18 protein-coding genes and 1 pseudogene are annotated in these 22,104 nt (G+C 65.2%); 1 reads left to right on the top strand and 18 read right to left on the bottom strand.

Translation table 11 applies throughout. From position 1 onward, the window contains the following. Positions 1–45: 45 nt before the first annotated feature. From PAN31108_RS03510 to PAN31108_RS03435, 16 genes and pseudogenes are all read right to left on the bottom strand, one after another. The gene (locus PAN31108_RS03510; protein WP_150667515.1) at positions 46–2,067 is read right to left on the bottom strand and encodes an acetyl/propionyl/methylcrotonyl-CoA carboxylase subunit alpha; all 2,022 of its coding nucleotides are present in this window, start codon (positions 2,065–2,067) and stop codon (positions 46–48) included. Positions 2,068–2,281: 214 nt separating this feature from the next. Further along, positions 2,282–3,289: pseudogene (gene bioB / locus PAN31108_RS03505) on the bottom strand (biotin synthase BioB); the annotation flags it as partial. Between the two features lie 136 nt (positions 3,290–3,425). Further along, positions 3,426–4,220: a dethiobiotin synthase gene (gene bioD, locus PAN31108_RS03500; protein WP_150667513.1), complete on the bottom strand. Its 795-nt coding sequence runs from the start codon at positions 4,218–4,220 to the stop codon at positions 3,426–3,428. Then, a complete protein-coding gene (bioF, locus tag PAN31108_RS03495; RefSeq protein ID WP_150667512.1) occupies positions 4,213–5,421 on the bottom strand; it encodes an 8-amino-7-oxononanoate synthase in 1,209 nt (402 codons plus the stop codon). Before bioF ends, bioD begins: the two co-directional genes overlap by 8 nt. After that, a complete protein-coding gene (gene bioA, locus PAN31108_RS03490; protein ID WP_246183757.1) occupies positions 5,418–6,839 on the bottom strand; it encodes an adenosylmethionine--8-amino-7-oxononanoate transaminase in 1,422 nt (473 codons plus the stop codon). Before bioA ends, bioF begins: the two co-directional genes overlap by 4 nt. A 383-nt stretch (positions 6,840–7,222) precedes the next feature. Beyond that, entirely contained in the window at positions 7,223–8,014 is a 792-nt protein-coding gene (locus tag PAN31108_RS03485) for an enoyl-CoA hydratase/isomerase family protein (RefSeq protein WP_150667511.1), read from the bottom strand. Between the two features lie 52 nt (positions 8,015–8,066). Continuing rightward, entirely contained in the window at positions 8,067–9,674 is a 1,608-nt protein-coding gene (locus PAN31108_RS03480; RefSeq protein ID WP_150667510.1) for a carboxyl transferase domain-containing protein, read from the bottom strand. Between the two features lie 80 nt (positions 9,675–9,754). Further along, positions 9,755–10,162 carry a YchJ family protein gene (locus PAN31108_RS03475; protein ID WP_150667509.1) on the bottom strand — a complete coding sequence of 136 codons (408 nt, stop codon included), beginning with the start codon at positions 10,160–10,162 and terminating at the stop codon, positions 9,755–9,757. A 19-nt stretch (positions 10,163–10,181) separates the two neighbouring features. Further along, the gene (locus PAN31108_RS03470) at positions 10,182–10,787 is read right to left on the bottom strand and encodes a 2-hydroxychromene-2-carboxylate isomerase (protein ID WP_150667508.1); all 606 of its coding nucleotides are present in this window, start codon (positions 10,785–10,787) and stop codon (positions 10,182–10,184) included. A gap of 135 nt (positions 10,788–10,922) precedes the next feature. Continuing rightward, the gene (locus PAN31108_RS03465) at positions 10,923–11,600 is read right to left on the bottom strand and encodes an SDR family oxidoreductase (protein ID WP_150667507.1); all 678 of its coding nucleotides are present in this window, start codon (positions 11,598–11,600) and stop codon (positions 10,923–10,925) included. 201 nt (positions 11,601–11,801) lie between these two features. Further along, entirely contained in the window at positions 11,802–12,986 is a 1,185-nt protein-coding gene (locus tag PAN31108_RS03460; protein WP_150667506.1) for an acetyl-CoA C-acetyltransferase, read from the bottom strand. A 177-nt stretch (positions 12,987–13,163) separates the two neighbouring features. After that, complete coding sequence (gene can, locus PAN31108_RS03455; protein WP_150667505.1) at positions 13,164–13,844, bottom strand: carbonate dehydratase; 681 nt, start codon at positions 13,842–13,844, stop codon at positions 13,164–13,166. A 55-nt stretch (positions 13,845–13,899) separates the two neighbouring features. Then, positions 13,900–15,720, bottom strand: coding sequence for a bifunctional isocitrate dehydrogenase kinase/phosphatase (gene aceK, locus PAN31108_RS03450; RefSeq protein ID WP_150667504.1), 1,821 nt, complete (start codon positions 15,718–15,720; stop codon positions 13,900–13,902). A 107-nt stretch (positions 15,721–15,827) separates the two neighbouring features. Then, positions 15,828–17,009: an isovaleryl-CoA dehydrogenase gene (locus PAN31108_RS03445; RefSeq protein WP_150667503.1), complete on the bottom strand. Its 1,182-nt coding sequence runs from the start codon at positions 17,007–17,009 to the stop codon at positions 15,828–15,830. Positions 17,010–17,164: 155 nt separating this feature from the next. Then, on the bottom strand, positions 17,165–17,647 hold the full coding sequence (locus tag PAN31108_RS03440; protein WP_150667502.1) for a PaaI family thioesterase: 483 nt from the start codon (positions 17,645–17,647) through the stop codon (positions 17,165–17,167). Positions 17,648–17,926: 279 nt separating this feature from the next. Beyond that, the gene (locus PAN31108_RS03435) at positions 17,927–18,358 is read right to left on the bottom strand and encodes a MerR family transcriptional regulator (protein ID WP_150667501.1); all 432 of its coding nucleotides are present in this window, start codon (positions 18,356–18,358) and stop codon (positions 17,927–17,929) included. A gap of 210 nt (positions 18,359–18,568) precedes the next feature. On the opposite strand from PAN31108_RS03435, the gene PAN31108_RS03430 reads away from it, so the two are divergent. Further along, positions 18,569–19,651, top strand: coding sequence for an MBL fold metallo-hydrolase (locus PAN31108_RS03430; RefSeq protein ID WP_150667500.1), 1,083 nt, complete (start codon positions 18,569–18,571; stop codon positions 19,649–19,651). Between the two features lie 227 nt (positions 19,652–19,878). On the opposite strand, the gene PAN31108_RS03425 is transcribed toward PAN31108_RS03430, so the two are convergent. Both PAN31108_RS03425 and PAN31108_RS03420 read right to left on the bottom strand, forming a co-directional pair. Next, the gene (locus PAN31108_RS03425; RefSeq protein WP_150667499.1) at positions 19,879–21,198 is read right to left on the bottom strand and encodes an MFS transporter; all 1,320 of its coding nucleotides are present in this window, start codon (positions 21,196–21,198) and stop codon (positions 19,879–19,881) included. 243 nt (positions 21,199–21,441) lie between these two features. Next, positions 21,442–21,906: a hypothetical protein gene (locus PAN31108_RS03420; RefSeq protein WP_150667498.1), complete on the bottom strand. Its 465-nt coding sequence runs from the start codon at positions 21,904–21,906 to the stop codon at positions 21,442–21,444. Between the last annotated feature and the right edge of the window lie 198 nt (positions 21,907–22,104).

The following is a 22,104-nucleotide window of genomic DNA, read 5'->3' as shown; positions in this document are numbered from 1 at the left end:
GCGTCGTAACCACCGCGACTTCCCGCATCGCCCCCATCCTGCCGTTTATCGCTTGAACGCGAGCAACTGCGCGCCTTCCGGCACCTGATCGCCAACGGCGTACAGCACCTCTTCGATCTCACCGTCGGCCGGTGCGCTGATGGTGTGTTCCATTTTCATCGCCTCCATCACCAGCAGCGGCGCGCCTTTCTCGACCTTCGAACCGACGTCCGCGAGCACGGCGATGACCTTGCCCGGCATCGGCGCGGTCAGACGACCCTCACCGCCTTCCTGCGCGCCGGCCTGCGCGAGCGGGTCGTGCCAGCGCAGCGTCCACGACTGCGCGTCGGCGAAGACGTGCGCCGTCTCGTGCTCGAAGTCCACATGTCCCTGAACGCGGTGCTCGCCGAGCGTCACGCGATACACCCCCGCGTCGTGTGCGTAGCGATACGGATACGTCTGCCCGTCGACCGTGAGCGTGCTGGCCTGCGCGTTGCTCGTGAGCACGACGTCCAGACGCGTCTCACCATGATCGAACGACAGCGTTCGGCGATAGTCACCGTTCAGACGCCAGCCGGTCGCCAATTGCCACGGCGAATAACGGTCGACGCTGTCCTGATACTTGCGCAGGCCGACGACGGTCTCGCGCCCGAGTTGCGCGGCCACGGCCAGTGCCAGCGCCGTGGCGGGCACCGGCGCGGTCGCCGGGAAGAGCGTATCGCGGTGGCGCTCGATGAGGCCCGTGTCCAGATCCGCGCCGGCGAACGGTTCGCTGGCGACGAGGCGGCCGAGGAACGCGATGTTCGTCTGCACGCCCACCACCCGGTACTGACCCAGCGCACGACGCATACGGGCGAGCGCTTCGTCGCGGTCCTGCCCCCACACAATCAGCTTCGCGATCATCGGGTCGTAGAACGGCGAGATGGTGTCGCCTTCGCGTACGCCCGAGTCGATGCGCACGGCGGCCGGAGACGCCGCGCTGCCGATATCGAACTGCACCGCGGCCGGGGGGCGCAGCGTCGACAGCGTGCCCGTCGACGGCAGAAAGTTGTTATCCGGATTTTCGGCGTAGATACGCGCTTCGAGCGCATGCCCGTGAATGCGCAATTCCTCTTGCCTGCGCGGCAGCACTTCACCGGCGGCCACGCGCAGTTGCCACTCCACCAGATCGAGACCGGTAATCATCTCGGTGACGGGGTGTTCCACCTGAAGGCGCGTGTTCATCTCCATGAAGTAGAACGAGCCGTCCTGGTTTGCGATGAACTCGACCGTGCCCGCGCCCACGTAGCCCACGGCACGCGCGGCATTGCAGGCCGCTTCGCCCATCGCGCGCCGGCGCGCTTCGGTCATGCCCGGCGCAGGGGCCTCTTCCAGCACCTTCTGGTGGCGGCGCTGCACCGAACAGTCGCGCTCGAACAGATAGACGCAGTTGCCGTGCGTGTCGGCGAACACCTGAATCTCGATGTGACGCGGACGCGTCAGATACTTCTCCACCAGCACGCGTTCGTCACCGAAGCTGCTGGCGGCTTCGCGCTGGCACGACGCGAGTGCGGCGCGAAAGGCGTCGCTGTGCTCCACCACGCGCATGCCCTTGCCGCCACCGCCTGCGCTGGCCTTGAGCAGCACGGGGTAGCCGATCTCGTCGGCGCGCGCGTGCAGGAATTCCGCCTCCTGATTGTCGCCGTGGTAGCCCGGCACCAGCGGCACGGCGGCGCCTTCCATGAGCGTCTTTGCCGCGCTCTTGCTGCCCATTGCATGGATGGCGGCGACCGGCGGGCCGATGAAGACGATGCCGGCCTCGTGGCACGCGGCGGCAAACGCTTCGTTCTCGGACAGGAAACCGTAGCCCGGGTGGATGGCCTGTGCGCCGGTGGCCTTGGCGGCGTCGATGATGGCGTCGATGCGCAGATAGCTGTCGCGCGCGGCGGCGCCGCCGACATGTACGGCTTCGTCGCATACGGCGACGTGCTTGGCATGCGCGTCGGCGTCGGAATAGACGGCCACCGTGCGAATGCCCAGCCGTGCGGCCGTCGCCGCGACACGGCAGGCGATTTCGCCACGGTTGGCGATGAGGATCTTGTCGAACATATTGCCTCCGGAAAATGATCGATTTGGGCGGCGCTCGCTGTCGACGATTCCGCTTGTGACGGAAAGTCGACGCACTCGCGCCATTCTCTTTGCTATTCAGCCTGACCGCTACAGCGAATCGTCTTGCGCGATGTCGTCGCTGCGGCGGCGCTCAATCCTTTCGTCTTTCTATCCTTCCCTGCTATGCGTGCACGCCGGCGACCCTGCCCTGCGCTCAGTGTGTCGCGCAGGGCTTGAGGGCGTCGCACTCGCGCGCGCCGCCGGGACTCGCGGTGTTTTCCACACCGAGCTTCTCCTCGGTCGACGTACGCATGCCCAGACGCGCGAGCAGCGCGCGGTCGTGTTCGGCCTGCGGGTTCTGCGTCACGAGCAGCTTCTCGCCGTAGAACATCGAGTTCGCGCCGGCGAGGAAGCACAGCGATTGCAGCGCGTCGTCCATCATCTCGCGGCCGGCCGACAGGCGCACCATGGCGCGCGGCATCGTGATGCGCGCCACGGCGATCATGCGCACGAAATCGAACGGATCCACCGTCTCGTTGTTTTCGAGCGGCGTGCCCTCGACTTTCATCAGATTGTTGATGGGCACCGACTCCGGGTACGGCGACATGTTCGCGAGTTGTGCGATCAGGCCGGCACGCTCGCGACGCGTCTCGCCGAGGCCGACGATGCCGCCGCAGCACACCTTGAGGCCGGCGTCGCGCACGCGGGCGAGCGTGTCCAGACGATCCTGATACGTGCGCGTGGTGATGATCTGGCCGTAAAACTCGGGCGACGTGTCGAGGTTATGGTTGTAGTAGTCGAGGCCGGCGTCGCGTAGTTGCTGGGCCTGACCGTCGCGCAGCATGCCGAGCGTCACGCACGTCTCCAGGCCGAGCGCCTTCACGCTGCGCACCATTTCGCCCACGGCGTCGACCTGATGCGGCTTCGGGCTGCGCCACGCGGCGCCCATGCAGAAGCGGGTCGCACCGGCGTCCTTGGCGCGCTGGGCGGCGGCCACGACTTCCTCGACGGGCATGAGCTTCTCCGCTTCCACGCCGGTGTCGTAGCGTGCCGACTGGGGGCAGTAGGCGCAGTCTTCCGGGCAGCCGCCGGTCTTGATCGAGAGCAGCGTCGAGAGTTGCACGGCGTTGGCGTCGAAGTGCTCGCGATGCACTTGCTGCGCACGGAAAATCAGATCGTTGAACGGCAGGGCGAACAACGCCTCGATGTCGGCGACGGTCCAGGGCGTCTCATTACGGCGCAGGGCTTCGTCATGTCCGTGAGCGGCGGTGTGGGCGTGAACTTGCATGGTGCGATTCCTTGAGTGCTGTGTGTTCGGTGATGGTGCGGTGCGAAGGGGGCCAATGCGATCTGCGAGGTCAGGGCGCCGTGTGTGGCCGCGCCGCGAGCGAGGGCGCGGCGTGGTGCGGCGCCGCGTCGACGAGCGGCGCGATGTCGAGATAGCCGGAGGCCGTGGCGGCATCGGGATGCGGCAGATGCGGCACGCGCCCGAGCAGCGGTGCACTCAGTCGCGCGGCGATCGCGTCGATGTTCGCATCCACGTGCCGCATGTCCGGGTCGACGTGATTCGCCACCCAGCCGGCGAGCGTCAGACCGCGCGACGCGATTGCCTCGGCGGTGAGCAGCGCATGGCTGATGCACCCCAGGCGCAGGCCTACGACAAGGATGACCGGCAGGCCGAGCTGACGCGCGAGATCGGCAGTGTCCGGCGCACTCGCGTCGGGGCCGAGCGGCACACGAAAGCCACCGACGCCTTCGACGATCACCAGTTCGGCGCGCGCCGCCACCCGCGCGTAGCCGGCGCGGATCACGCTGCAATCGAGCGCAATACCTTCGGCTGCGGCGGCGATGTGCGGCGCCGTGGCGTCTTTGAGCACATACGGGCAATACCAGTCGTCCGGTAGCTTCAGATTGCTGGCCTGATGCAACTGTTCGACGTCTTCGTTCACGAAGCGCCCGTTGTGTTCCGACGCGCCGGCGGCCACCGACTTCAGCCCGGCGCATACCAGCCCGCGACGGGCCGCCGCATGCAGCAGCGCCGACGAGACGAGCGTCTTGCCGATCTCGGTGTCGGTGCCGGTGACGAAGAACGCGTGACGCGCGGACGCGGCGCGCTCGGCGGGCGCGTGGAGATTGAGGTTCCGATCAGTCATGTGCGTGCTCCGTCCAGTCCCGGTCGAGTTGGTTGATGGCGCGGGTCAGGCGTGCGACGTCGTCGGCCGTGTGCGCGGCGCTTAGCGTGACGCGCAGACGCGAGGTGCCCGGCGCTACCGTCGGCGGGCGGATCGCCGGCACCCACAGGCCGGCCTCGGCCAGCCCCGCTTGCGCGTGAAGTGCGGCGGCGTTCTCGCCGAGGATGATCGGTTGTACGCCCGTGGGTGAGACCATGTGACGCCAGTGCGTGAGCGTGAGCGAGTCGCGCAACTGCGCGATCCGCGCCTGCAACGTCGCGCGACGCTGACGGCCTTCGTCGCCTGCGATGATCTTCAGGCTCGTGAGCAGCGCATGCGCCTGCGACGGCGCTGCCGCTGTCGTGAAGATGTACGGCCGCGCCCGGTTGATCAGCCATTCGACGACACGGCGGTTCGCCGCGACGAACGCACCGCCCACGCCGGCCGCCTTGCCGAGCGTGCCGATGATGACGAGGTTGGGCGAGCGCATGTCGAAGTGCTCGAACACGCCGCGTCCGTTCTCGCCGACGACGCCGAATCCATGCGCATCGTCCACGATCAGCCACGCGTCATGACGCTCCGCGAGCGCGAGCAATGCCGGCAGCGGCGCGATGTCGCCGTCCATCGAGAACACGCCGTCGGTGACGATCAGTTTGGTCTCGGCGGTGCTCGCTTCGAGCAGCGCCGCGAGCGCCTCGACGTCACCGTGCGGGTAGACGTGGGTGCGCGCCCGCGACAGACGCGCGCCGTCGATCAGCGACGCATGGTTGAGCGCTTCGGAGAAGATCTCGGCGTCTTTGGTGGCGAGCGCCGAGATCGTCGCCAGATTGGCCATGTAGCCAGTGCAGAAGTACAGCGCACGGGCCTCGACCAGGTGCGGTGACATGAATTCGGCGAGTGCGTCCTCGAGTGCCGCGTGCGCCGTCGAGTGGCCGCTGATCAGGTGCGACGCGCCGCTGCCGGCGCCATAGAGCAGCGCACCTTCGACGAGCGCATCGACGACCCGGGAATGCGCGGCGAGGCCTAGATAATCGTTGCTGGCGAAGGCGAGGACCGCGCGGCCGTCGGCCTCCACATGCGGACGACATGGCGTCGACACCACGCGATGACGACGGCGCAGATGCTGGCGGTCGATGTCCGCGAGTCCGGCGTCGAGGCGATCGAGCAAGGGATGATGCGTCATGGTGTCACCTCCTTGCCGGCGCCGATGGATTGCATGGCGGCGTCGAATGCCGCGAGGGTTTGCGCGGCCAGCCAGTCGATGGCGCCGTCGTCGAGAACATACGGCGGCATCAGATATACCGTCGCGCCGATGGGACGCAGCAGCACGCCGCGCGCGCGGGCTTCCGTATAGAAGCGCTTCGCGAACGCGCCCGCGGCCCCTTGTGCATCCGGCAACACGGCGTCGAAGGCCCAGATCATGCCGCGATGACGGAAGTGCTTCGCGCGCGGATCGTCGGCGAGCGGCGCGAGCGCTTGCGTGAGGCGTGCGGCGCGCACGGCGTTGGCGGCGAGTACGTCGTCGTCGGCGAAGATGTCGAGCGTGGCCAGCGCAGCGCGGCACGCCAGCGGATTGCCGGTGTACGAGTGCGAGTGCAGGAAGCCGCGCGCGGTGTCGTCGTCGTAGAAGGCGTCGTAGATCGCGTCGCGCGAAAGTACCAGCGAGAGCGGCAGATAGCCGCCGCTGATGCCTTTGGACAGCGTAAGCAGGTCGGGCCAGATGCCGGCCTGCTCGCTCGCGAAGAATGTACCTGTGCGGCCGCAACCGACGGCGATTTCGTCGGCGATCATGTGGGCGTCGTACTTGTCGCACAGCGCACGAACGAGGCGCAGGTATTCCGGGTCGTGCATCGCCATGCCCGCGGCACATTGCACGAGCGGCTCGACGATGACGGCGGCGATGCGTCCTTCCCGCTCGGCGAGCAGCGCATCGAGTTGCGCCGCTGCGCGACGGGCGACATCGACCGCACGCTCGCCGTCGCGCGCCTGACGTGCGTCCGGCGACGCCACGACATGCGCGTGACGCAGCAGCGGGTCGTAGGCGTCGCGAAACAGGGCGACGTCGGTCACGGCGAGCGCGCCGAGCGTCTCGCCGTGATAGCCGTGACGCACACACACGAATTCGCGCTTATGCGCATGGCCTCGATTGCGCCACGCGTGGAAGCTCATCTTCAGCGCGATCTCGACGGCGGAAGCCCCGTCGGAGGCAAAGAAGGCATGGCCGAGCACGCCGCCGGTCAATGCCGACAGCCGTTCGGCCAGTGAGACGACCGGCTCGTGCGTGAACCCGGCGAGCATGGCGTGTTCGAGGCGGCCCAACTGATCGACCAGCGCCGCATTGATGCGCGGGTTCGCATGGCCGAACAGATTGACCCACCACGAGCTGATCGCATCGAGGTAGCGCTCGCCATCGGTATCGACGAGCCAGGGCCCCTCGCCGTGCGACAGCGCGACGAGGGGTAGCGTTGCCTGTTGCTTCATCTGCGTACAGGGATGCCAGACCTGCCGCAAACTGCGCGCGGCAAGGTCGCCGGGGTTGCCGCGGTGTCCGGATTCGGCAGCGGCGCCGGCAGCGAAGTTAGGGCGCAGGGAAGCGTCCATCGTTGACTCCTTGGAGGGCCGTGACTCGCAACGTTCGTCACAACGCGCGCTCGGCACGTCGCTCGTCCGGCTGGCCTGTGCGGTGCAGGGAACTGCGGGCTGCTGCACGTGGCCGGAGGTGGGGGATGGGCGCATGGTAGGCAAAGCAATTTGGCAGGGCAATAGGCGGAATTGATGCGAAAAATCGCTGTTTTGTGAGACGTAAAGAGACGTTATCGACAAGTTCGCAAATCTCGCCGGTAACGTTGCGGCATCTCCGCCGTCACCCCTTCCAAAAAAATTTTGTAACCGATAACCGTCGGTAGCCGTCCATAAGCGTCGCTAACGAGATCGACCGCGCGTGCCGATACGGGACCCGATGCGAACCGGGGCCGGCGGCGGGTTCAGGAAGCGTCGCGCCAGGCCGGCGAACGCTTCTCCAGGAACGAGCGCACGCCCTCGCGGCCTTCCGCCGACGCGCGGATTTTCGCGATGCGATCGGCCGTGTCGGCAATGGCGGCCTCATCGATGGCACGTCCAGCGAAGTCATGCACGAGGCGTTTGCACTCCCTGACGGCGTTCGGGCTGTTGTCCACGAGCGCCTTGGCCAGGGCGTTCACCGTGCTGTCGAGCGCCTCGGCGGCGACGACTTCGTGCACTAGCCCGAGACGTTGCGCCGTGGCTGCCGTGAAGCGTTCGGCCGTCACGAAGTAGCGACGCGATGCCTGCTCGCCAAGCGCGCGAATCACGTACGGGCCGATGGTGGCGGGAATCAGGCCGAGCTTGGCCTCCGACAGGCAGAAGTGCGCCCCGTCGACGGCGACGACGACGTCGGCCACCGCTGTGAGTCCCACGCCACCCGCGTAGGTATCGCCTTGCACACGCGCGATCACCGGCTTCGGGCAGTGGTAGATCGTGTTGAGCATGACGGCAAGCATCATCGCGTCGGCGCGGTTCTCGGCGTCCGAGTAGCCGGCCATCTTCTTCATCCAGTTCAGATCGGCGCCGGCGCAGAACGCCACGCCTTCGGCGGCGAGCACGATGGCACGTACGTCGTCGTTCGTGGCCAGCGCGCGAAACGTGCCCGTCAGTTCTTCGATGACGGTTTCGTTGAACGCGTTGCGCACGTCGGGTCGGTTGAGCGTGACGGTCGCGACATGGGCGTCGACACTGAGCTTGAGCGTTGCGAGATTCATGACGAAATTCCTTGAGTGGCCTGGGCTACGGGGCGTCGGGGCGCGCGTGCGCTTACATGCGGAACAGGCCGAAGCGTGTTTCCGGAATCGGCGCGTTGAGGGCGGCGGAAAGACCGAGGCCGAGTACGGTACGGGTGTCGGCCGGGTCGATCACGCCGTCGTCCCACAGTCGGGCGCTCGCATAAAACGGATGACCCTGACGCTCGTACTGGTCGCGGATCGGCTGCTTGAAGGCGTCCTCCTCCTCGGCGCTCCACTGGCCGCCCTTGCTTTCGATGCCATCGCGCTTGACCGTTGCGAGCACCGACGCCGCCTGTTCGCCGCCCATCACCGAGATGCGCGCGTTGGGCCACATCCACAGGAAGCGCGGCGAGTAGGCGCGACCGCACATGCCGTAGTTGCCTGCGCCGAACGACCCGCCGATGATGACCGTGAACTTCGGCACGTTCGCCGTCGCCACGGCCGTCACCATCTTCGCGCCGTGCTTGGCGATGCCTTCGTTCTCGTACTTGCGCCCGACCATGAAGCCGGTGATGTTTTGCAAGAAGATCAGCGGGATCTTGCGCTGACAGCACAGTTCGATGAAGTGCGCGCCCTTTTGCGCGGACTCGGAAAACAGAATGCCGTTGTTCGCGACGATGCCCACCGGATAGCCCCACAGGTGCGCGAAGCCGCACACGAGCGTGGCGCCGTAGCGCGCCTTGAACTCGTCGAATTCGGAGCCGTCGACCAGACGCGCGATCACTTCGCGCACGTCGAACGGTTTCTTCGTGTCGGCGGGGATCACGCCATACAGTTCGCGCGCGTCGTACTTCGGCTCGACCGGCGGCTTCACGGCGACGCTCGCCGGCTTGCGGCGATTCAGGTTCGCTGCGATGCTGCGCGCGATCGACAGCGCGTGCGCGTCGTTTTGCGCAAAGTGATCGGCCACGCCCGACAAACGCGTGTGGACGTCTGCACCGCCGAGGTCTTCGGCGCTCACTTCTTCACCGGTGGCAGCCTTCACCAGCGGCGGGCCACCGAGGAAGATCGTGCCTTGCTCCTTGACGATGATCGATTCGTCGCTCATCGCGGGCACATACGCACCGCCCGCCGTGCACGATCCCATCACTACTGCGATCTGCGGAATGCCCTGGGCGGACATCTGCGCCTGGTTGTAGAAGATGCGGCCGAAGTGATCGCGATCGGGGAAAACGTCGTCCTGATTCGGCAGGTTCGCGCCGCCGGAGTCGACCAGATAGATGCACGGCAGATGGTTCTGCTCGGCGATCTCCTGGGCGCGCAGGTGCTTCTTGACCGTCATCGGATAGTACGTGCCGCCCTTGACCGTGGCGTCGTTGCACACGATCACGCATTCCTGGCCGGACACGCGCCCGATCCCCGTGATGATGCCTGCGCCCGGTGCTTCGTCGTGGTACATGCCGGTCGCCGCCAATGGCGAGAGTTCGAGAAACGGCGAGCCCGGATCGAGCAGTTGCTGCACGCGATCGCGCGGCAGCAGCTTGCCCCGGCCCGTGTGCTTCTTGCGCGCGGCGTCTCCGCCGCCACCGGCCAGTTGCGCGATGCGCGCACGCAGTTCGTCGACCACGGTCTGCATTGCGGACGCGTTGCGCGCAAAGTCTTCGCCGCGCGGGTTGAGTTTGCTTTCGAGAATCGGCATGTGACGAAATCCGGTGGAGTGTGAGTTGTCGTTGAATGGGGATGCCGGCTGACGCGCTGCGCGAGTGTGTCGGTCCGGGCTCAGTCGAACAGGTCGCCGTCGATATAGCGCCAGCGCCCGTCGCCGTCGCGCTCGAAGCGGCTGCGTTCGTGCAAGCGGTGTGCGCGTCCGCCGACTTTGAAGCGGGCGACGAATTCGACTTCGGCGTGCGTGTCGTCGCGTTGCAGATGGGCTTTGACCTGAAGGCCGAGCCATTGCGGGGCGTCGTTGAAGTCGAGCGTGGCGGGACGCGTATGCGCCGCCCATGTGTCGAGCAGATACGGCGCGTTTTGCCGCACGAACGCCGTGTAGCGCGAGCGCATCAGCGCTTCGGCCGTGGGCGCAATGTCGCCGCGTTCCAAATAGCGGGCGCAGCAATCTTCGAACGAGAGACCGCCGCAGGGGCAGGCTTCGCGTTCGGTGTTCTGCGACGGTTGGGGTCTTGCCATCGTGTGTCGTGCCTTGTTGTCAGATCTTGCCGTGCTTCAGACAGGCTTCGACCTGCGAGAAGCGGTCGAAGCCCCAGAACGGTTCCCCGTCCACGATCACGAACGGCGAGCCGAACACGCCGCGCGCCATCGCCAGATCGATCTCCGCCTTGAGGTGGTCCTTGGCAGCGGGCGAATGCATGCCGGTGTCGAGCGCCGCGCCGTCGATGCCGAGCGCTTCGCCGAGTCGGACGAGTTCCGCCGGATCGCCGATGTTCAAGTCGTCGACGTAGAGCGCGCGGAAGATCGATTTCGCGAATTCCGCCGACAGGTCGCCGCCGCGATGATCCTGCACCCACAGCACGGCACGCTCGGCGGCTTGCGTGGGAATCGGGAAATGCGTCGGCCGCTTGTAATCGATGCCGTGAAAGCGTGCGGTGCGCTCCACGTCGTGCCGCAGATACTCCGTCTTGATCGGGTGCTGCACCGGCGCGCCCGTGCCGTTCACCTTGTAGACGATGTCGAGCAGAATCGGATGCCACGCGACGCCGCGTCCGTAGCGTGAGGCGATGTCGTCGATGCAGGTGCTCGCAAAATACCCGTAAGGGGATGCGAAGTCGTAATAAAAGTCGATGGCGGACGTCATGTTGGCTCCATTCCGGTCTTCCCGAGTGACGTTTCTGGCCCGCGAATCAAAAGATACGGCGGTGTGGCGACAGCTTGTTGTCGATGCTTCGAGTGCGTGATGCGTGGGTTCGTCCCAGGTTCGTTCGGCGGCGCATTACCACGTGAGCGCGTTGCCGTCGTAGTTGTAAAAACCGCCGTGATGCGTAGCGCGCTCGCCCGGCGCACGCGCCAGCACGCGGCGCATGCCGCGCACGCTCGTCTGCACGTCGATATCGGCGTCCTCGCCGCCCATGTCGGTGCGCACCCAGCCCGGGTGCATCGCGACGCACGTGGCGCGCTGCGCTTCGAGCGCGACCGCCCTGACCACCGAATTCACGGCGGCCTTGCTCGCGCGATACAGCCAACTGCCGTTCGACTCCATCAGGGCGATGCTGCCCATGCGGCTCGACAGGAAGCCGAACGTGCCGCCCGCCGCTTCCACGAAGGGCAGCACGAGCGGCGCGACCTGCATCGCGCCGAGTACGTTGGTGTGGAACACGTGATCGAACTCGGCCTTCGTGATCGGGGCGAGGCCGGTGGTGCGCGCCGAATTCACGCCGGCGTTGTAGATCGCCACGTCGAGTTCCACACCGTCGAGTTGCCACGACAGGCCGGAGAGCGATTCCACACGCGTGACGTCGAGCTTCAACGCGTCTGCGTTCATCTCGCGCAGGGCCGCCAGCCCGTCGTCGCTGCGCGCGGTTGCGAAGACGCGCCAGCCGTCCTCGCGGTACTGGCGCACGAACTCGTGGCCGATGCCGCGTGACGCGCCGATGATGAGTGCTGTTTTCATAACTGTCTCGATGATGGCTCAATGACGGCTCGATAGCCGCTCAACAACCGCTCAACAACCCTTCCACGACCGCTTGATACTTGCCAAGCGACGGCTCAACCACCGCGTGCGGATCGCCAGACTATCGCGTGTCTGCGTCGACCGGTGTGCAGTCCGATCGACGTCGTTACGCGTCGACCTCATCGATCTCATCGACCTCGGTCAGACGAGTTCGATCGCCATGGCCGTCGCTTCGCCGCCACCGATGCACAGGCTCGCGACGCCGCGCTTGCCGCCGGTCTTACGCAGCGCGCCGATGAGCGTGACGAGAATGCGCGCGCCGGACGCCCCGATCGGATGACCGAGCGCGCAGGCGCCCCCATGAATGTTCACCTTCTCGTGCGGCAGATCGAACTCGTGCATCGCGGCCATCGTAACGACGGCGAACGCTTCGTTGATCTCGTACAGATCGACATCCGACGTCGACCAGCCGGTCTTCTCGAAGAGCTTGCGCATTGCGCCGACCGGGGCCGTGGTGAACAGACCCGGCTGCTGGGCGAACGTGCTGTGTCCGGCGATGCGGGCGAGCGGGGCGAGGCCGAGGCGTTTGGCCGTCGATTCGCGCATGAGGACAAGCGCCGCGGCGCCGTCGGAGATCGACGACGAGTTCGCCGCAGTCACCGTCCCGTCCTTGCGGAAGGCGGCCTTGAGCGTCGGGATTTTCTCGGGATTGGCCTTGAACGGCTGTTCGTCCTGATCGACGACCGTGTCGCCCTTGCGGCCCGGCACCGTCACCGGCGTGATTTCCCAGGCGAACGAGCCGTCTTTCGTGGCGCGTTGCGCGCGCTCGAGCGAGGCGATGGCGAAGGCGTCCTGCGCTTCGCGGGTGAACGCGTAACGGTCGGCACACGCCTCGGCGAAGGTGCCCATCAGGCGACCCTTGTCGTAGGCGTCTTCCAGGCCGTCGAAGAACATGTGGTCGATGACCTGACCGTGGCCCATGCGCATGCCGGCACGCGCCTTGGGCAGCAGATAGGGGGCGTTGCTCATGCTTTCCATGCCGCCCGCGACGATCACGTCGGCGCTGCCTGCGGCGAGCATGTCGTGAGCGAACATGGCGGCGCGCATGCCCGAGCCGCACATCTTGTTGACGGTGGTGGCGCCGGCGGCGAGCGGCAGGCCCGCACCGAGCGTGGCCTGACGCGCCGGGGCCTGACCTTGTCCGGCAGGCAGCACGCAGCCCATCACGACTTCGTCGACCTGCTCGGGCGTGAGGCCGGCGCGTTCGACGGCCGCACGAATGGCGGCCGCGCCCAGTTGCGGTGCGGCGACATCGCCGAACACCCCTTGCAGGCCGCCCATCGGGGTGCGAACGGCAGAAACGATGACGATCGGGTCTTGTTGCATGGCAGTCTCCTGTAACCGGTTGAGGGGGCTGCGCGATGTCCTTGCGGACGAGGGCGCGCGCCCCCGGATATCCAAAGCCTCAGTCCTTCCACAGTCACGCGCCCGGGTATCGTCAGGGCGGTCCGGCATATCGGCCGCCGGCATACCCCAATGCCGGCCAGCGCCGGCCGCCGAGCGCTATGCGCGTGGATGACGTAATTCGGCCATCGCCTGCACGCAGCGGTCATAGACACGCGGCAGCGCTTCGAGGCTGTTCACCGACATGCGCAGGTCGCGCACCAGACCGTCGCGCAGGCCGTACACCCAGCCATGCACCGTGACCGGCTGGTTACGCGCCCATGCGTCGCGCAATACCGTCGTATGGCAAATATTCACGACCTGTTCGATCGCATTCAGCTCGCACAGGCGATCGTGCCGGGCGTCGCGCGAGGGGAGTGCGTCCATCTGGTCGACGTGGCGCTCGTAGACGTCGCGCACGTGGCGCAGCCAGTTGTCGACGAGACCCATCTTCGCGCCGTCGAGCGCCGCACCCACACCGCCGCAGCCGTAGTGACCGACCACCATGATGTGGCGCACCTTCAGCACTTCGACGGCGAACTGCAATACCGACAGACAGTTCAGATCGCTGTGCACGACCACGTTCGCGATATTGCGATGCACGAACACTTCGCCCGGCGCCAGACCCGTGATCTGGTTGGCCGGCACACGCGAGTCCGAGCAGCCGATCCAGAGGTATTCCGGGGCCTGTTGTTTGGACAGCCGCTCGAAAAAGTCGGGATCTTCCGCGTTCACGCTGGCGACCCAGGCGCGGTTGTTATCGAGCAGATGGATGAGAGGCTGGTCTTTGTCTTCGGTCATGGTCGTGTCATCCGGCGGGCGTGTCGTGTGCTGGTTCGTTCAATGTACCGGGCGCTCAGGCGGCCGCCGCGCGCGGCGGGGTGCCCGTAGCGCAGGCAGGGCTGCCGGCGCCGTAGCGATTGACGAAGCGCAGCGAGACATCGTACGGATAGAAGTCGTGCATTTGTCCGGCTCGCACACGATCCTGAAAGCCTTGCCACAGGTCGGGGTCGAAGAAGTCCGGATGATGCTGGCTCAGATAGCGCCGCACGCGCGCGTCTCCCGTCAGAAACGTCTCGAACGTCTGCGGAAACACGTCGTGCGGGCCTACACGGTACCAGACTTCCCCCGACATCGCCTCTTCTTCGTTACGCGGTTCGGGCACCCGACGGATGTGGCAATCTGTCAGATATTCCAGCTCGTCGTAATCGTAGAAGACCACCCGGCCGTGACGCGTCACGCCGAAATTCTTGTACAGCATGTCGCCCGGAAACACGTTCGCCGCCATCAACTCCTTGACCGCGTTGCCGTACTCGCGCATGGCGTGATCGACCTGCTCGTCCGACGCCGTTTGCAGCCACAGATTGAGCGGTGTCATGCGGCGCTCGATATAGCAATGGCGGATCACCAGTGCGTCGCCGTCCACTTCCAGCAGCGAAGGCACTTCGGTCTGCAACTGGGCGAGCAGGGCGTCGTCGAAACGCGAGAGCGGAAAGGCCACGCTGGAGAACTCCAGCGTGTCGGCCATCCGGCCCACGCGATCATGCTGCTTGACCATCAGATACTTGGCTTTTACCTGCTCGCGTGTGGTCTCCTTGGGCGGCGCGAAACGCTCGCGAATGAGCTTGAAGACGTACGGATACGAAGGCAGGGTGAACACCAGCATCACCAGCCCGGGAATGCCCGGTGCGCTCACGAACTTGTCGCTCGAATGCTTCAGGTGATGCAGGAAATCGCGGTAAAACAGATTCTTGCCGTGTTTCTGCAGGCCCAGCGACGTGTAGATTTCCGCCTTCGGCTTGCTCGGCATGATCGTGCGCAGGAACTGCACGTAGGCCGACGGCACCTCCATGTCGACCATGAAGTACGCATGCGTGAAGCTAAAGACCACGCGCAGTTCGTCGCGACGCAGCAGGACCGAATCGAGCGCGAGCTTGCCCTGGCTGTCGTGCATGATCGGAATGGCGAAGGGCGTGGTGACGTCGCCGTTCACGATGCGTCCCACGATATACGCGCCCTTGTTGCGGAAGAACAGCGACGCGAGTACGTGGATCTGGAAATTCGGCGCGACATCGAACGTCTCGGGCGTGCCGAACGTGGCCTCGATGGCGCGCATGACATAGCCGACGTCGCGCGCCAGATCGGCGAATGGACGTTTCAACTGGAAGTTCGTGACGATGCGCGAGAGCGTGGCGGCCATGCCGTCCTGCGCCGGGTAGTAGACGCGGTAAGTCGGCCGGGCCGCGGGCGCGTCGTTCTCGATGTACTCCGTGGCCACGGCGGGGCGCACGAAGATGAAGCGGTTGTTGAAGTACGAGCGGTGCAGAATCTTGCAGCACACCGAGTTGAAGAACGTCTCGGCGAGTTCCGGTTGTCCATGCTCCGTGAGCAGGCCGATGTAGTGCAGTTTCACTTGTCGCCAGACATCGTCGTCGAGCGACTGCGCGTCGAACTCGTCTTCGAGCGTGACGATGCATTCGCGCACGCGTTCGTCGTAATAGGCGATGCGATCCCGCTGGAGCTTCTGGATGCCCATGAAGTCACCCGCCTCGAAACATGCCTGCGCCGCGACGCACACCTCGCGGAAGATGCGGTAATGCTTGTCGAAGCCGTCCAGCATCGTGCGGGCGACGTCGAAAGCAAACTGCGACGACAGGAGTTTCGGGAAGTGATTCATACCGGTCGGGACAGGCGCAGGGCGGGCTTGCGAAGATTGTAGCGCCGCTGCCTGCGCCTGATGATCCGTCTGGGGTGATGTCGGTTGTGCGTCGGTGGCCTCGGGCGTTACATCGTTTCCGCGAACAGTTCGCGGCCGATCAGCATGCGTCGGATTTCCGACGTACCCGCACCGATCTCGTACAGCTTGGCGTCGCGCCACAGGCGTCCGACCGGATACTCGTTGATGTACCCGTTGCCGCCCAGAATCTGGATCGCTTCGCCGGCCATCCATGTCGCCTTTTCCGCCGTGTAGAGAATCACGCCGGCGCAGTCCTTGCGCACCTGACGCACGTGATCGCTGCCCAGCGAGTCCAGTTGACGGCCCACGGCGTACAGATACGCGCGGCTCGCTTGCAGGATCGTGTACATGTCGGCGACCTTGCCCTGAATCAGCTGGAACTCGCCGATCGACTGGCCGAACTGCTTGCGGTCGTGGATGTAGGGCACGACCACGTCCATGGCCGCCTGCATGATGCCCAGCGGACCGCCGGCGAGCACGGCGCGCTCGTAGTCGAGGCCGCTCATCAATACCTTCACGCCGCCACCGACCTGGCCGAGGATGTTATCTTCCGGCACTTCCACGTTCTCGAACACGAGTTCACCCGTGTGCGAGCCGCGCATGCCGAGCTTGTCGAGCTTCTGCGCGACGGAGAAACCTTTCATGCCCTTCTCGACGATGAACGCCGTCATGCCACGCGCACCGGCCTCGATATCCGTCTTGCCATAGACGACGAGCGTGTCGCAGTCCGGGCCGTTCGTGATCCACATCTTCGTGCCGTTGAGCACATAGCGGTCGCCGCGTTTCTCGGCGCGCAGCTTCATGCTCACGACGTCCGAGCCGGCGTTCGGTTCGCTCATCGCGAGCGCGCCGACGTGTTCCCCCGACACCAGCTTCGGCAGGTATTTCTCCTTTTGCGCAGCGGTGCCGTTGCGATGGATCTGGTTCACGCAGAGGTTCGAGTGCGCGCCGTACGACAGGCCGACCGAGGCCGAAGCACGCGAGATTTCCTCCATCGCGATCATGTGGGCCAGATATCCCATGTTCGCGCCGCCGTAGTCTTCCGAGACCGTCATGCCGAGCACGCCGAGGTCGCCCATCTTGCGCCAGAGGTCCATCGGGAACTGGTCCGTGCGATCCACTTCAGCGGCGCGCGGGGCGATTTCCTTCGAGGCGAAATTCGCCACCGATTCGCGCAGCATGTCCAGGTCTTCGCCGAGCATGAAATTGAGGCCGGGCAACGTCGTCATGACACAGTCTCCAGAGGGTGGCGCGGGGCGGTTCGCCCGCGCTTGTGTTCGATGGTGCTTGGTAAGCGGTGGTGATACCGAAATTCTTGTCGCGTGTGCGTGCGTGTGTGTGCGTGTAAGCGTGAGTCAGGCGACAACGTTGTGCGACGAATCGATCAGCGTGCGGTGCCGGCCGCCGTGGCGGAACCGGGTGCCAGCACGAAAAGCGTTTGCTGCATGAGGGCGCAGAGCGTCCATTTGCCGTGATCGACGGCGAACAGTTCGGCCGTGGCGACGATGAGCGTGCGTCCGGATTTGACGACCTGACCGCGTCCGACCAGTGTATCGCCCTTGCCGGGCGCAAGAATGTTCAGTTTGTATTCCGCCGTGACCAGTTCCTGATCGGGCGAAATGCGTGTGTAGCCGGCATAACCGCCTGCCGAGTCGGCGATGGCGCCGATGACGCCGCCGTGGAAATAGCCGAGTTGCTGGTTGACCTTGTCGTAGAAAGGCAGCGAGATTTCGCAGAAGCCGTCGGCAAGGTGCGTGAGTTGCGCGCCCCAATGGGTCATCACGCCCTGCTTGTCGAAACTGGCGCGGATTTTTGCGGCGACGGCGTCGTCGAGCACTGCGGCATGAGGGACAGGAACAGTGGCCATGGTCGTGGACATAGGCAAGGGCAAGGGCACGAAAGGCTGAAAAGCCGGGTGCAGAGATACTACTTTACGTTTACGTAAACGTAAAGTCGGGGGTTTCCTGAATCGAAATGAGGACGGAGCGATCGATCGTCGGCAATGAGGGAAAGGCACCGCGGGCGCGGCGGCCGGGTCATTGACCGTCCCCCCAGCCCGAGGGCGAGGACAGAACTGGGGAGGGGGACGCGGGATGGGTTTGTCCGGTGCGTGACGAAACGTCAGGGCGCCAGACCCGCAGAAAAATCAGTGAGACGCCGCCGTTTTGACCCGACGCACGGACGGCGGCGCGGACTCCCCTGCGGCTTCTAGCAGCGCGAGGCATTGCGCTTCATGCTGGGAGACTTCGTCGAGCGTCGCGTGGAGGTCTTCGAGTTGCTGCTCGAGAACCTGCCGGTGTTGGGAGAGCGTCTCGAGAAAGACTTTGAGTTGCGGCACCGTGTCCTTCGGCGATTCGTAGAGATCGAGAATCGACTTGATCTCGGAGAGCGTGAGCCCGAGGCGCTTGCCGCGCAGCGTCAGTTTCAGGCGCGTGCGGTCCTGACCCGTATAGACGCGGTGGCGTCCACCGGGGCCTTCGCGGGCCGGGGTGAGCAGTCCCTGATCTTCGTAGAAGCGGATGGCGCGGGGGGTAATGTCGAACTCGCGGGCGAGGTCGGTGATCGTGTAAGTGAGCATCGGATCGGGTTACGCGAGTCGTAATGCGAGGTTGAGCACAAGGTCGGGTGCAAGGTTGGGCACAGGCATCGGCACGAAGTCGAGGTTAAGCGAATGCTTACCATTGCAGATAGAATTGCCGTTTACGTTAGCGTCAACTTGCATCGTATGCAATCGGTGATGGCGTCAACCTGACAACAAGAGAACAAGCCCATCTGGAGCGTGGCCCCCGTGAATGCCCTCGAACAACAACTGAACTATCCCCTTGGCGACTTCCTGCCCGACGGCGGCACCGTGCACGAAGTCGTGCCGGGCGTCTTCTGGGTGCGCATGCCGCTGCCGTTCGTGCTCGATCACATCAACCTGTGGTTGTTACGCGACGAAGTCGATGGCGTCAGCGGATGGACCGTTGTCGATTGCGGTATCACGCATCCTCAGATCAAAGCGTATTGGGAGCAGGTGTTCGACAGTGCGCTCGGCGGCGAACCGGTGTTGCGTGTCGTCGTCACGCATTGCCACCCCGATCACCTCGGCCTCGCGCACTGGATCTGCAAAGGCGGCGACAAGCAGCGTTGGGAAGCGCGCCTTGTCATGTCGCTCGGCGACTATGCGTGGGGACGTCTCATGTCCGAAGGCGACAACAACAATGCCGCCAACGCCGGGGGCGAATTCGCCGTTGCGCACTTCCTCGCACACGGTCTCGCCGATGCCGCGATGATCGAACAGATTCGCAATCGCAAGTCGTACTTCAGCGATCTCGTGCCCGAAGTCCCGTCGCGTTACTTCCGTCTGAAAGACGGCGACACCCTGCGTATCGGTGGCAGCGACTGGCGCATGATCGCGGGCTACGGTCACTCGCCCGAGCACATGGCGCTCTACTCCGAACAGCACAACGTGCTCATCTCCGGCGACATGGTGCTGCCGCGTATTTCCACCAATGTGAGCGTGTTCGACATCGAACCCGAAGCCAACTCCCTGCAACTGTTCCTCGACTCGCTGGGCGTCTATCTCGATCTTCCCGCCGATTGTCTCGTGTTGCCCTCGCATGGACGCCCGTTCACGGGATTGCATACGCGAATTCGTCAGCTTCGCGATCATCATGCGGCGCGTTTGCAAGAGGTGCGTGAAGCGTGTGCCAGGTCGCCGCAAAGCGCCGGCGACATCGTCCCCATCATGTTCCATCGCAAGCTCGACGCGCATCAGACCACCTTCGCCATGGGCGAAGCGCTCGCGCATCTGCACATGCTCTGGCGTGCCGGCGAACTCAAGCGTGAGCGCGATGCCCGGGGCGTGTGGCGGTTCTCGCCCGTCTGACGGCGCCAGGTCGTCGATCGGCCGTCCCGCGCCGCACCGTCACCGCCTTGCGTCGGGCCACGTCATAACGCAGGTTGTCGCGCAGATTGTCGCGCATGATGTCGCACGGATGCCCGGGGCGGCGTCGGCCATCGTCGCAGCCATACAAAACGCCCTGGGACGTGAGCGGAAGCGAGCCCCAGGGCGTTGTTGTGGCGCGTGGCGTGCGGCGTGCGCCGCGCATGATGTCAGACGTGTTGCACGGACGTCTGGACGTGCCGGCCTTCACGACCCAGCAGGCCGTACGTGACGAGACTGATCGTCACCGTCAGCAGAATGTAGTACGCCGGTGCGAGCGGGTTCTGCGTGACCTTGATGAGATATGTGATCCAGAACGGCGCGAGGCCGCCGAACAGCATTACCGAGACGTTGTACAGGATCGAGACGCCCGTTGAGCGCACGCCGACCGGAAACACTTCCGTGACGGCTGTCGGAAATGCCCCCCATACGAAGCCCATGCAGATCGCCGGGAGAATCTGGGCGAGCAGCAGATTGCCCATCGACGGTGCGCCGTGCAGGCGCGTGAACATCCAGAACGACGTCAGCCCGTAGAGCAGCACGAACAGCAGAATGAGCGGCTTGCGGCCGACGCGATCCGAGATCCATCCCGTGAGCGGGCACAGGGCCGCAATCAGCATGGCGGCGACGAACGTCGACAGGCTCGCCGCGCCTTGCGTCAGGCCGAGTTGCTTGACGGCGTAGATCGGTGTGTAGATCAGCGTGACGTAAAACGATGTCGTGGCGGCGACCGTCAGCCCGAAGCCGGCGATAAGCGAGCGATAGTGCTTCGAGAAGACGTCGGCGAGCGGCGTGCGGCGCGTCGGTTCGCGCGTGGCGGCGTACGCGAGGAACTCCGGCGACTCCGTCATGCGGCGTCGGATGTAAAAGCCCACCGGGCCGATCAGAATCCCGAAGAGAAACGGCAGGCGCCAGCCCCACGATTCGAGCGCTTCTTTGGACAGCCCCGCGTTGAGCACGTAAGCGCACAGCCCCGCAAGTGCGACGGCGAGCGCCTGCGAACACATCTGGAAGCTACCGTAAAATCCGCGCAGATTCGGTGGCGAAAACTCGATGAGCATGGCCGTCGAGCCGCCGAATTCGCCCCCCGCCGAGAAGCCCTGAATGACGCGCGCGAGCAAAATCAGCAAGGGCGCAGCGAAGCCGATGGTGGCGTACGTCGGGGCAATGCCGATGAGGCCCGTGCCGAGCGCCATGAGCAACACCATGACGGAGAGCGCCGACTTGCGGCCCGCGCGGTCCGCATACAGTCCGAACGCCAGTCCGCCGATAGGGCGGAAGAAGAACGCCACGCCGAGCGAGGCCACACTCGCGAGCAGCGACGTCGTGTCGTTATCCGCAGGGAAGAAGAGCTTCGCGATGACCACCGCGAAGAGACCATAGACCGTGAAGTCGAACCACTCGAACGCATTGCCCAGGGTAGAGCCGATCACCGCTTTGCGTCGCAGCGCCGGATCGATGACCGGCGTGCCGGTAGGGGTTGCCTGCATGTGCCTCTCCTGCTTGGTTGGGAGTGCCGCAGTCGGATCGGTCGCCGACGGATCGTGTGTCGACATGCGTCCGCTCTATGGCGGCGAATCCGGATTAACGTCGTGTGTACCTCTATTCAAGTTACACGGACACTCTAACGCAGGTTTGGAATGCACCTCAACGGGACAAAAATACGATCGAATCTTGCGTGAGCCGGTGTGTTTCACGCATGGAATGCGATGTCGGGGGGGCGGCCGGTCGTCTCACCGATTTCCGCTACTGCCCTTCCAGTGATAATCGCGCTGGCCGACCCAGTCCCAGCCGCCTGTGTACGGATTGAATTCGTAGCCCTCACGGTACTCGCTGGTGTAGCAACCGCCTTTTTCCAGATAGCAGCGTTCGCGCAAGAAGTGCCCCGCGTCGCGCGACGAACGGGGTTGAGCGGGCGCGACGACGACGGGCGGACGCGGCCCCACGATCACCGGCGCGGGCGCCACCACGACAGGGGCGGGTCCCACGAGGGGCGGCGCCGGGGTCACGATGATGGGCGCGGGCGCAACGATCATGGGGGCCGGGGCGACGATGGCAGGCGCGGGGCGCACGTACGATGCCGGCGGACCGAAGACTTGCCAGTTGCCCGGATCCATTGCGGCGCATCCGGCCAGTGCCGTGAGCGCGGACAGGCCGGCGAAGCGAAGGACGTGGGTCAGGAGACGGACGTGGCGCAAGCGTCGGAACAGGTGCCGGCAGAGGGTTCGGCAGAGGGGCCGGCAGAGGGGGCGACGCGAGACGCCGCCGCGCGAAGCGCAAGCGCGCGCTTCGGCTTGCGAGAACATGGCGTTCATGGGGACACCGCAGGTTTGGAATGCGGGGCACTGTAACGCGCCGCAGAGGCGATTCCCCGGCTTCGGCCTGCAATTTGGGGG

The sequence above is a fragment of the Pandoraea anhela genome (assembly GCF_902459655.1).
Classification (GTDB): domain Bacteria; phylum Pseudomonadota; class Gammaproteobacteria; order Burkholderiales; family Burkholderiaceae; genus Pandoraea; species Pandoraea anhela.
The sequence above is the reverse complement of the archived record's forward strand: the minus strand, read 5'-3'. Positions and strand labels throughout refer to the sequence as shown.

Coding starts and splice junctions, on each gene's coding strand:
- PAN31108_RS03510 (WP_150667515.1), bottom strand. CDS start 2,067: ATGTTCGACAAGATCCTCATCGCCAACCGTGGCGAAATCGCCTGCCGT.
- bioD (WP_150667513.1), bottom strand. CDS start 4,220: ATGACTGATCGGAACCTCAATCTCCACGCGCCCGCCGAGCGCGCCGCG.
- bioF (WP_150667512.1), bottom strand. CDS start 5,421: ATGACGCATCATCCCTTGCTCGATCGCCTCGACGCCGGACTCGCGGAC.
- bioA (WP_246183757.1), bottom strand. CDS start 6,839: ATGGACGCTTCCCTGCGCCCTAACTTCGCTGCCGGCGCCGCTGCCGAA.
- PAN31108_RS03485 (WP_150667511.1), bottom strand. CDS start 8,014: ATGAATCTCGCAACGCTCAAGCTCAGTGTCGACGCCCATGTCGCGACC.
- PAN31108_RS03480 (WP_150667510.1), bottom strand. CDS start 9,674: ATGCCGATTCTCGAAAGCAAACTCAACCCGCGCGGCGAAGACTTTGCG.
- PAN31108_RS03475 (WP_150667509.1), bottom strand. CDS start 10,162: ATGGCAAGACCCCAACCGTCGCAGAACACCGAACGCGAAGCCTGCCCC.
- PAN31108_RS03470 (WP_150667508.1), bottom strand. CDS start 10,787: ATGACGTCCGCCATCGACTTTTATTACGACTTCGCATCCCCTTACGGG.
- PAN31108_RS03465 (WP_150667507.1), bottom strand. CDS start 11,600: ATGAAAACAGCACTCATCATCGGCGCGTCACGCGGCATCGGCCACGAG.
- PAN31108_RS03460 (WP_150667506.1), bottom strand. CDS start 12,986: ATGCAACAAGACCCGATCGTCATCGTTTCTGCCGTTCGCACCCCGATG.
- can (WP_150667505.1), bottom strand. CDS start 13,844: ATGACCGAAGACAAAGACCAGCCTCTCATCCATCTGCTCGATAACAAC.
- aceK (WP_150667504.1), bottom strand. CDS start 15,720: ATGAATCACTTCCCGAAACTCCTGTCGTCGCAGTTTGCTTTCGACGTC.
- PAN31108_RS03445 (WP_150667503.1), bottom strand. CDS start 17,009: ATGACGACGTTGCCCGGCCTCAATTTCATGCTCGGCGAAGACCTGGAC.
- PAN31108_RS03440 (WP_150667502.1), bottom strand. CDS start 17,647: ATGGCCACTGTTCCTGTCCCTCATGCCGCAGTGCTCGACGACGCCGTC.
- PAN31108_RS03435 (WP_150667501.1), bottom strand. CDS start 18,358: ATGCTCACTTACACGATCACCGACCTCGCCCGCGAGTTCGACATTACC.
- PAN31108_RS03425 (WP_150667499.1), bottom strand. CDS start 21,198: ATGCAGGCAACCCCTACCGGCACGCCGGTCATCGATCCGGCGCTGCGA.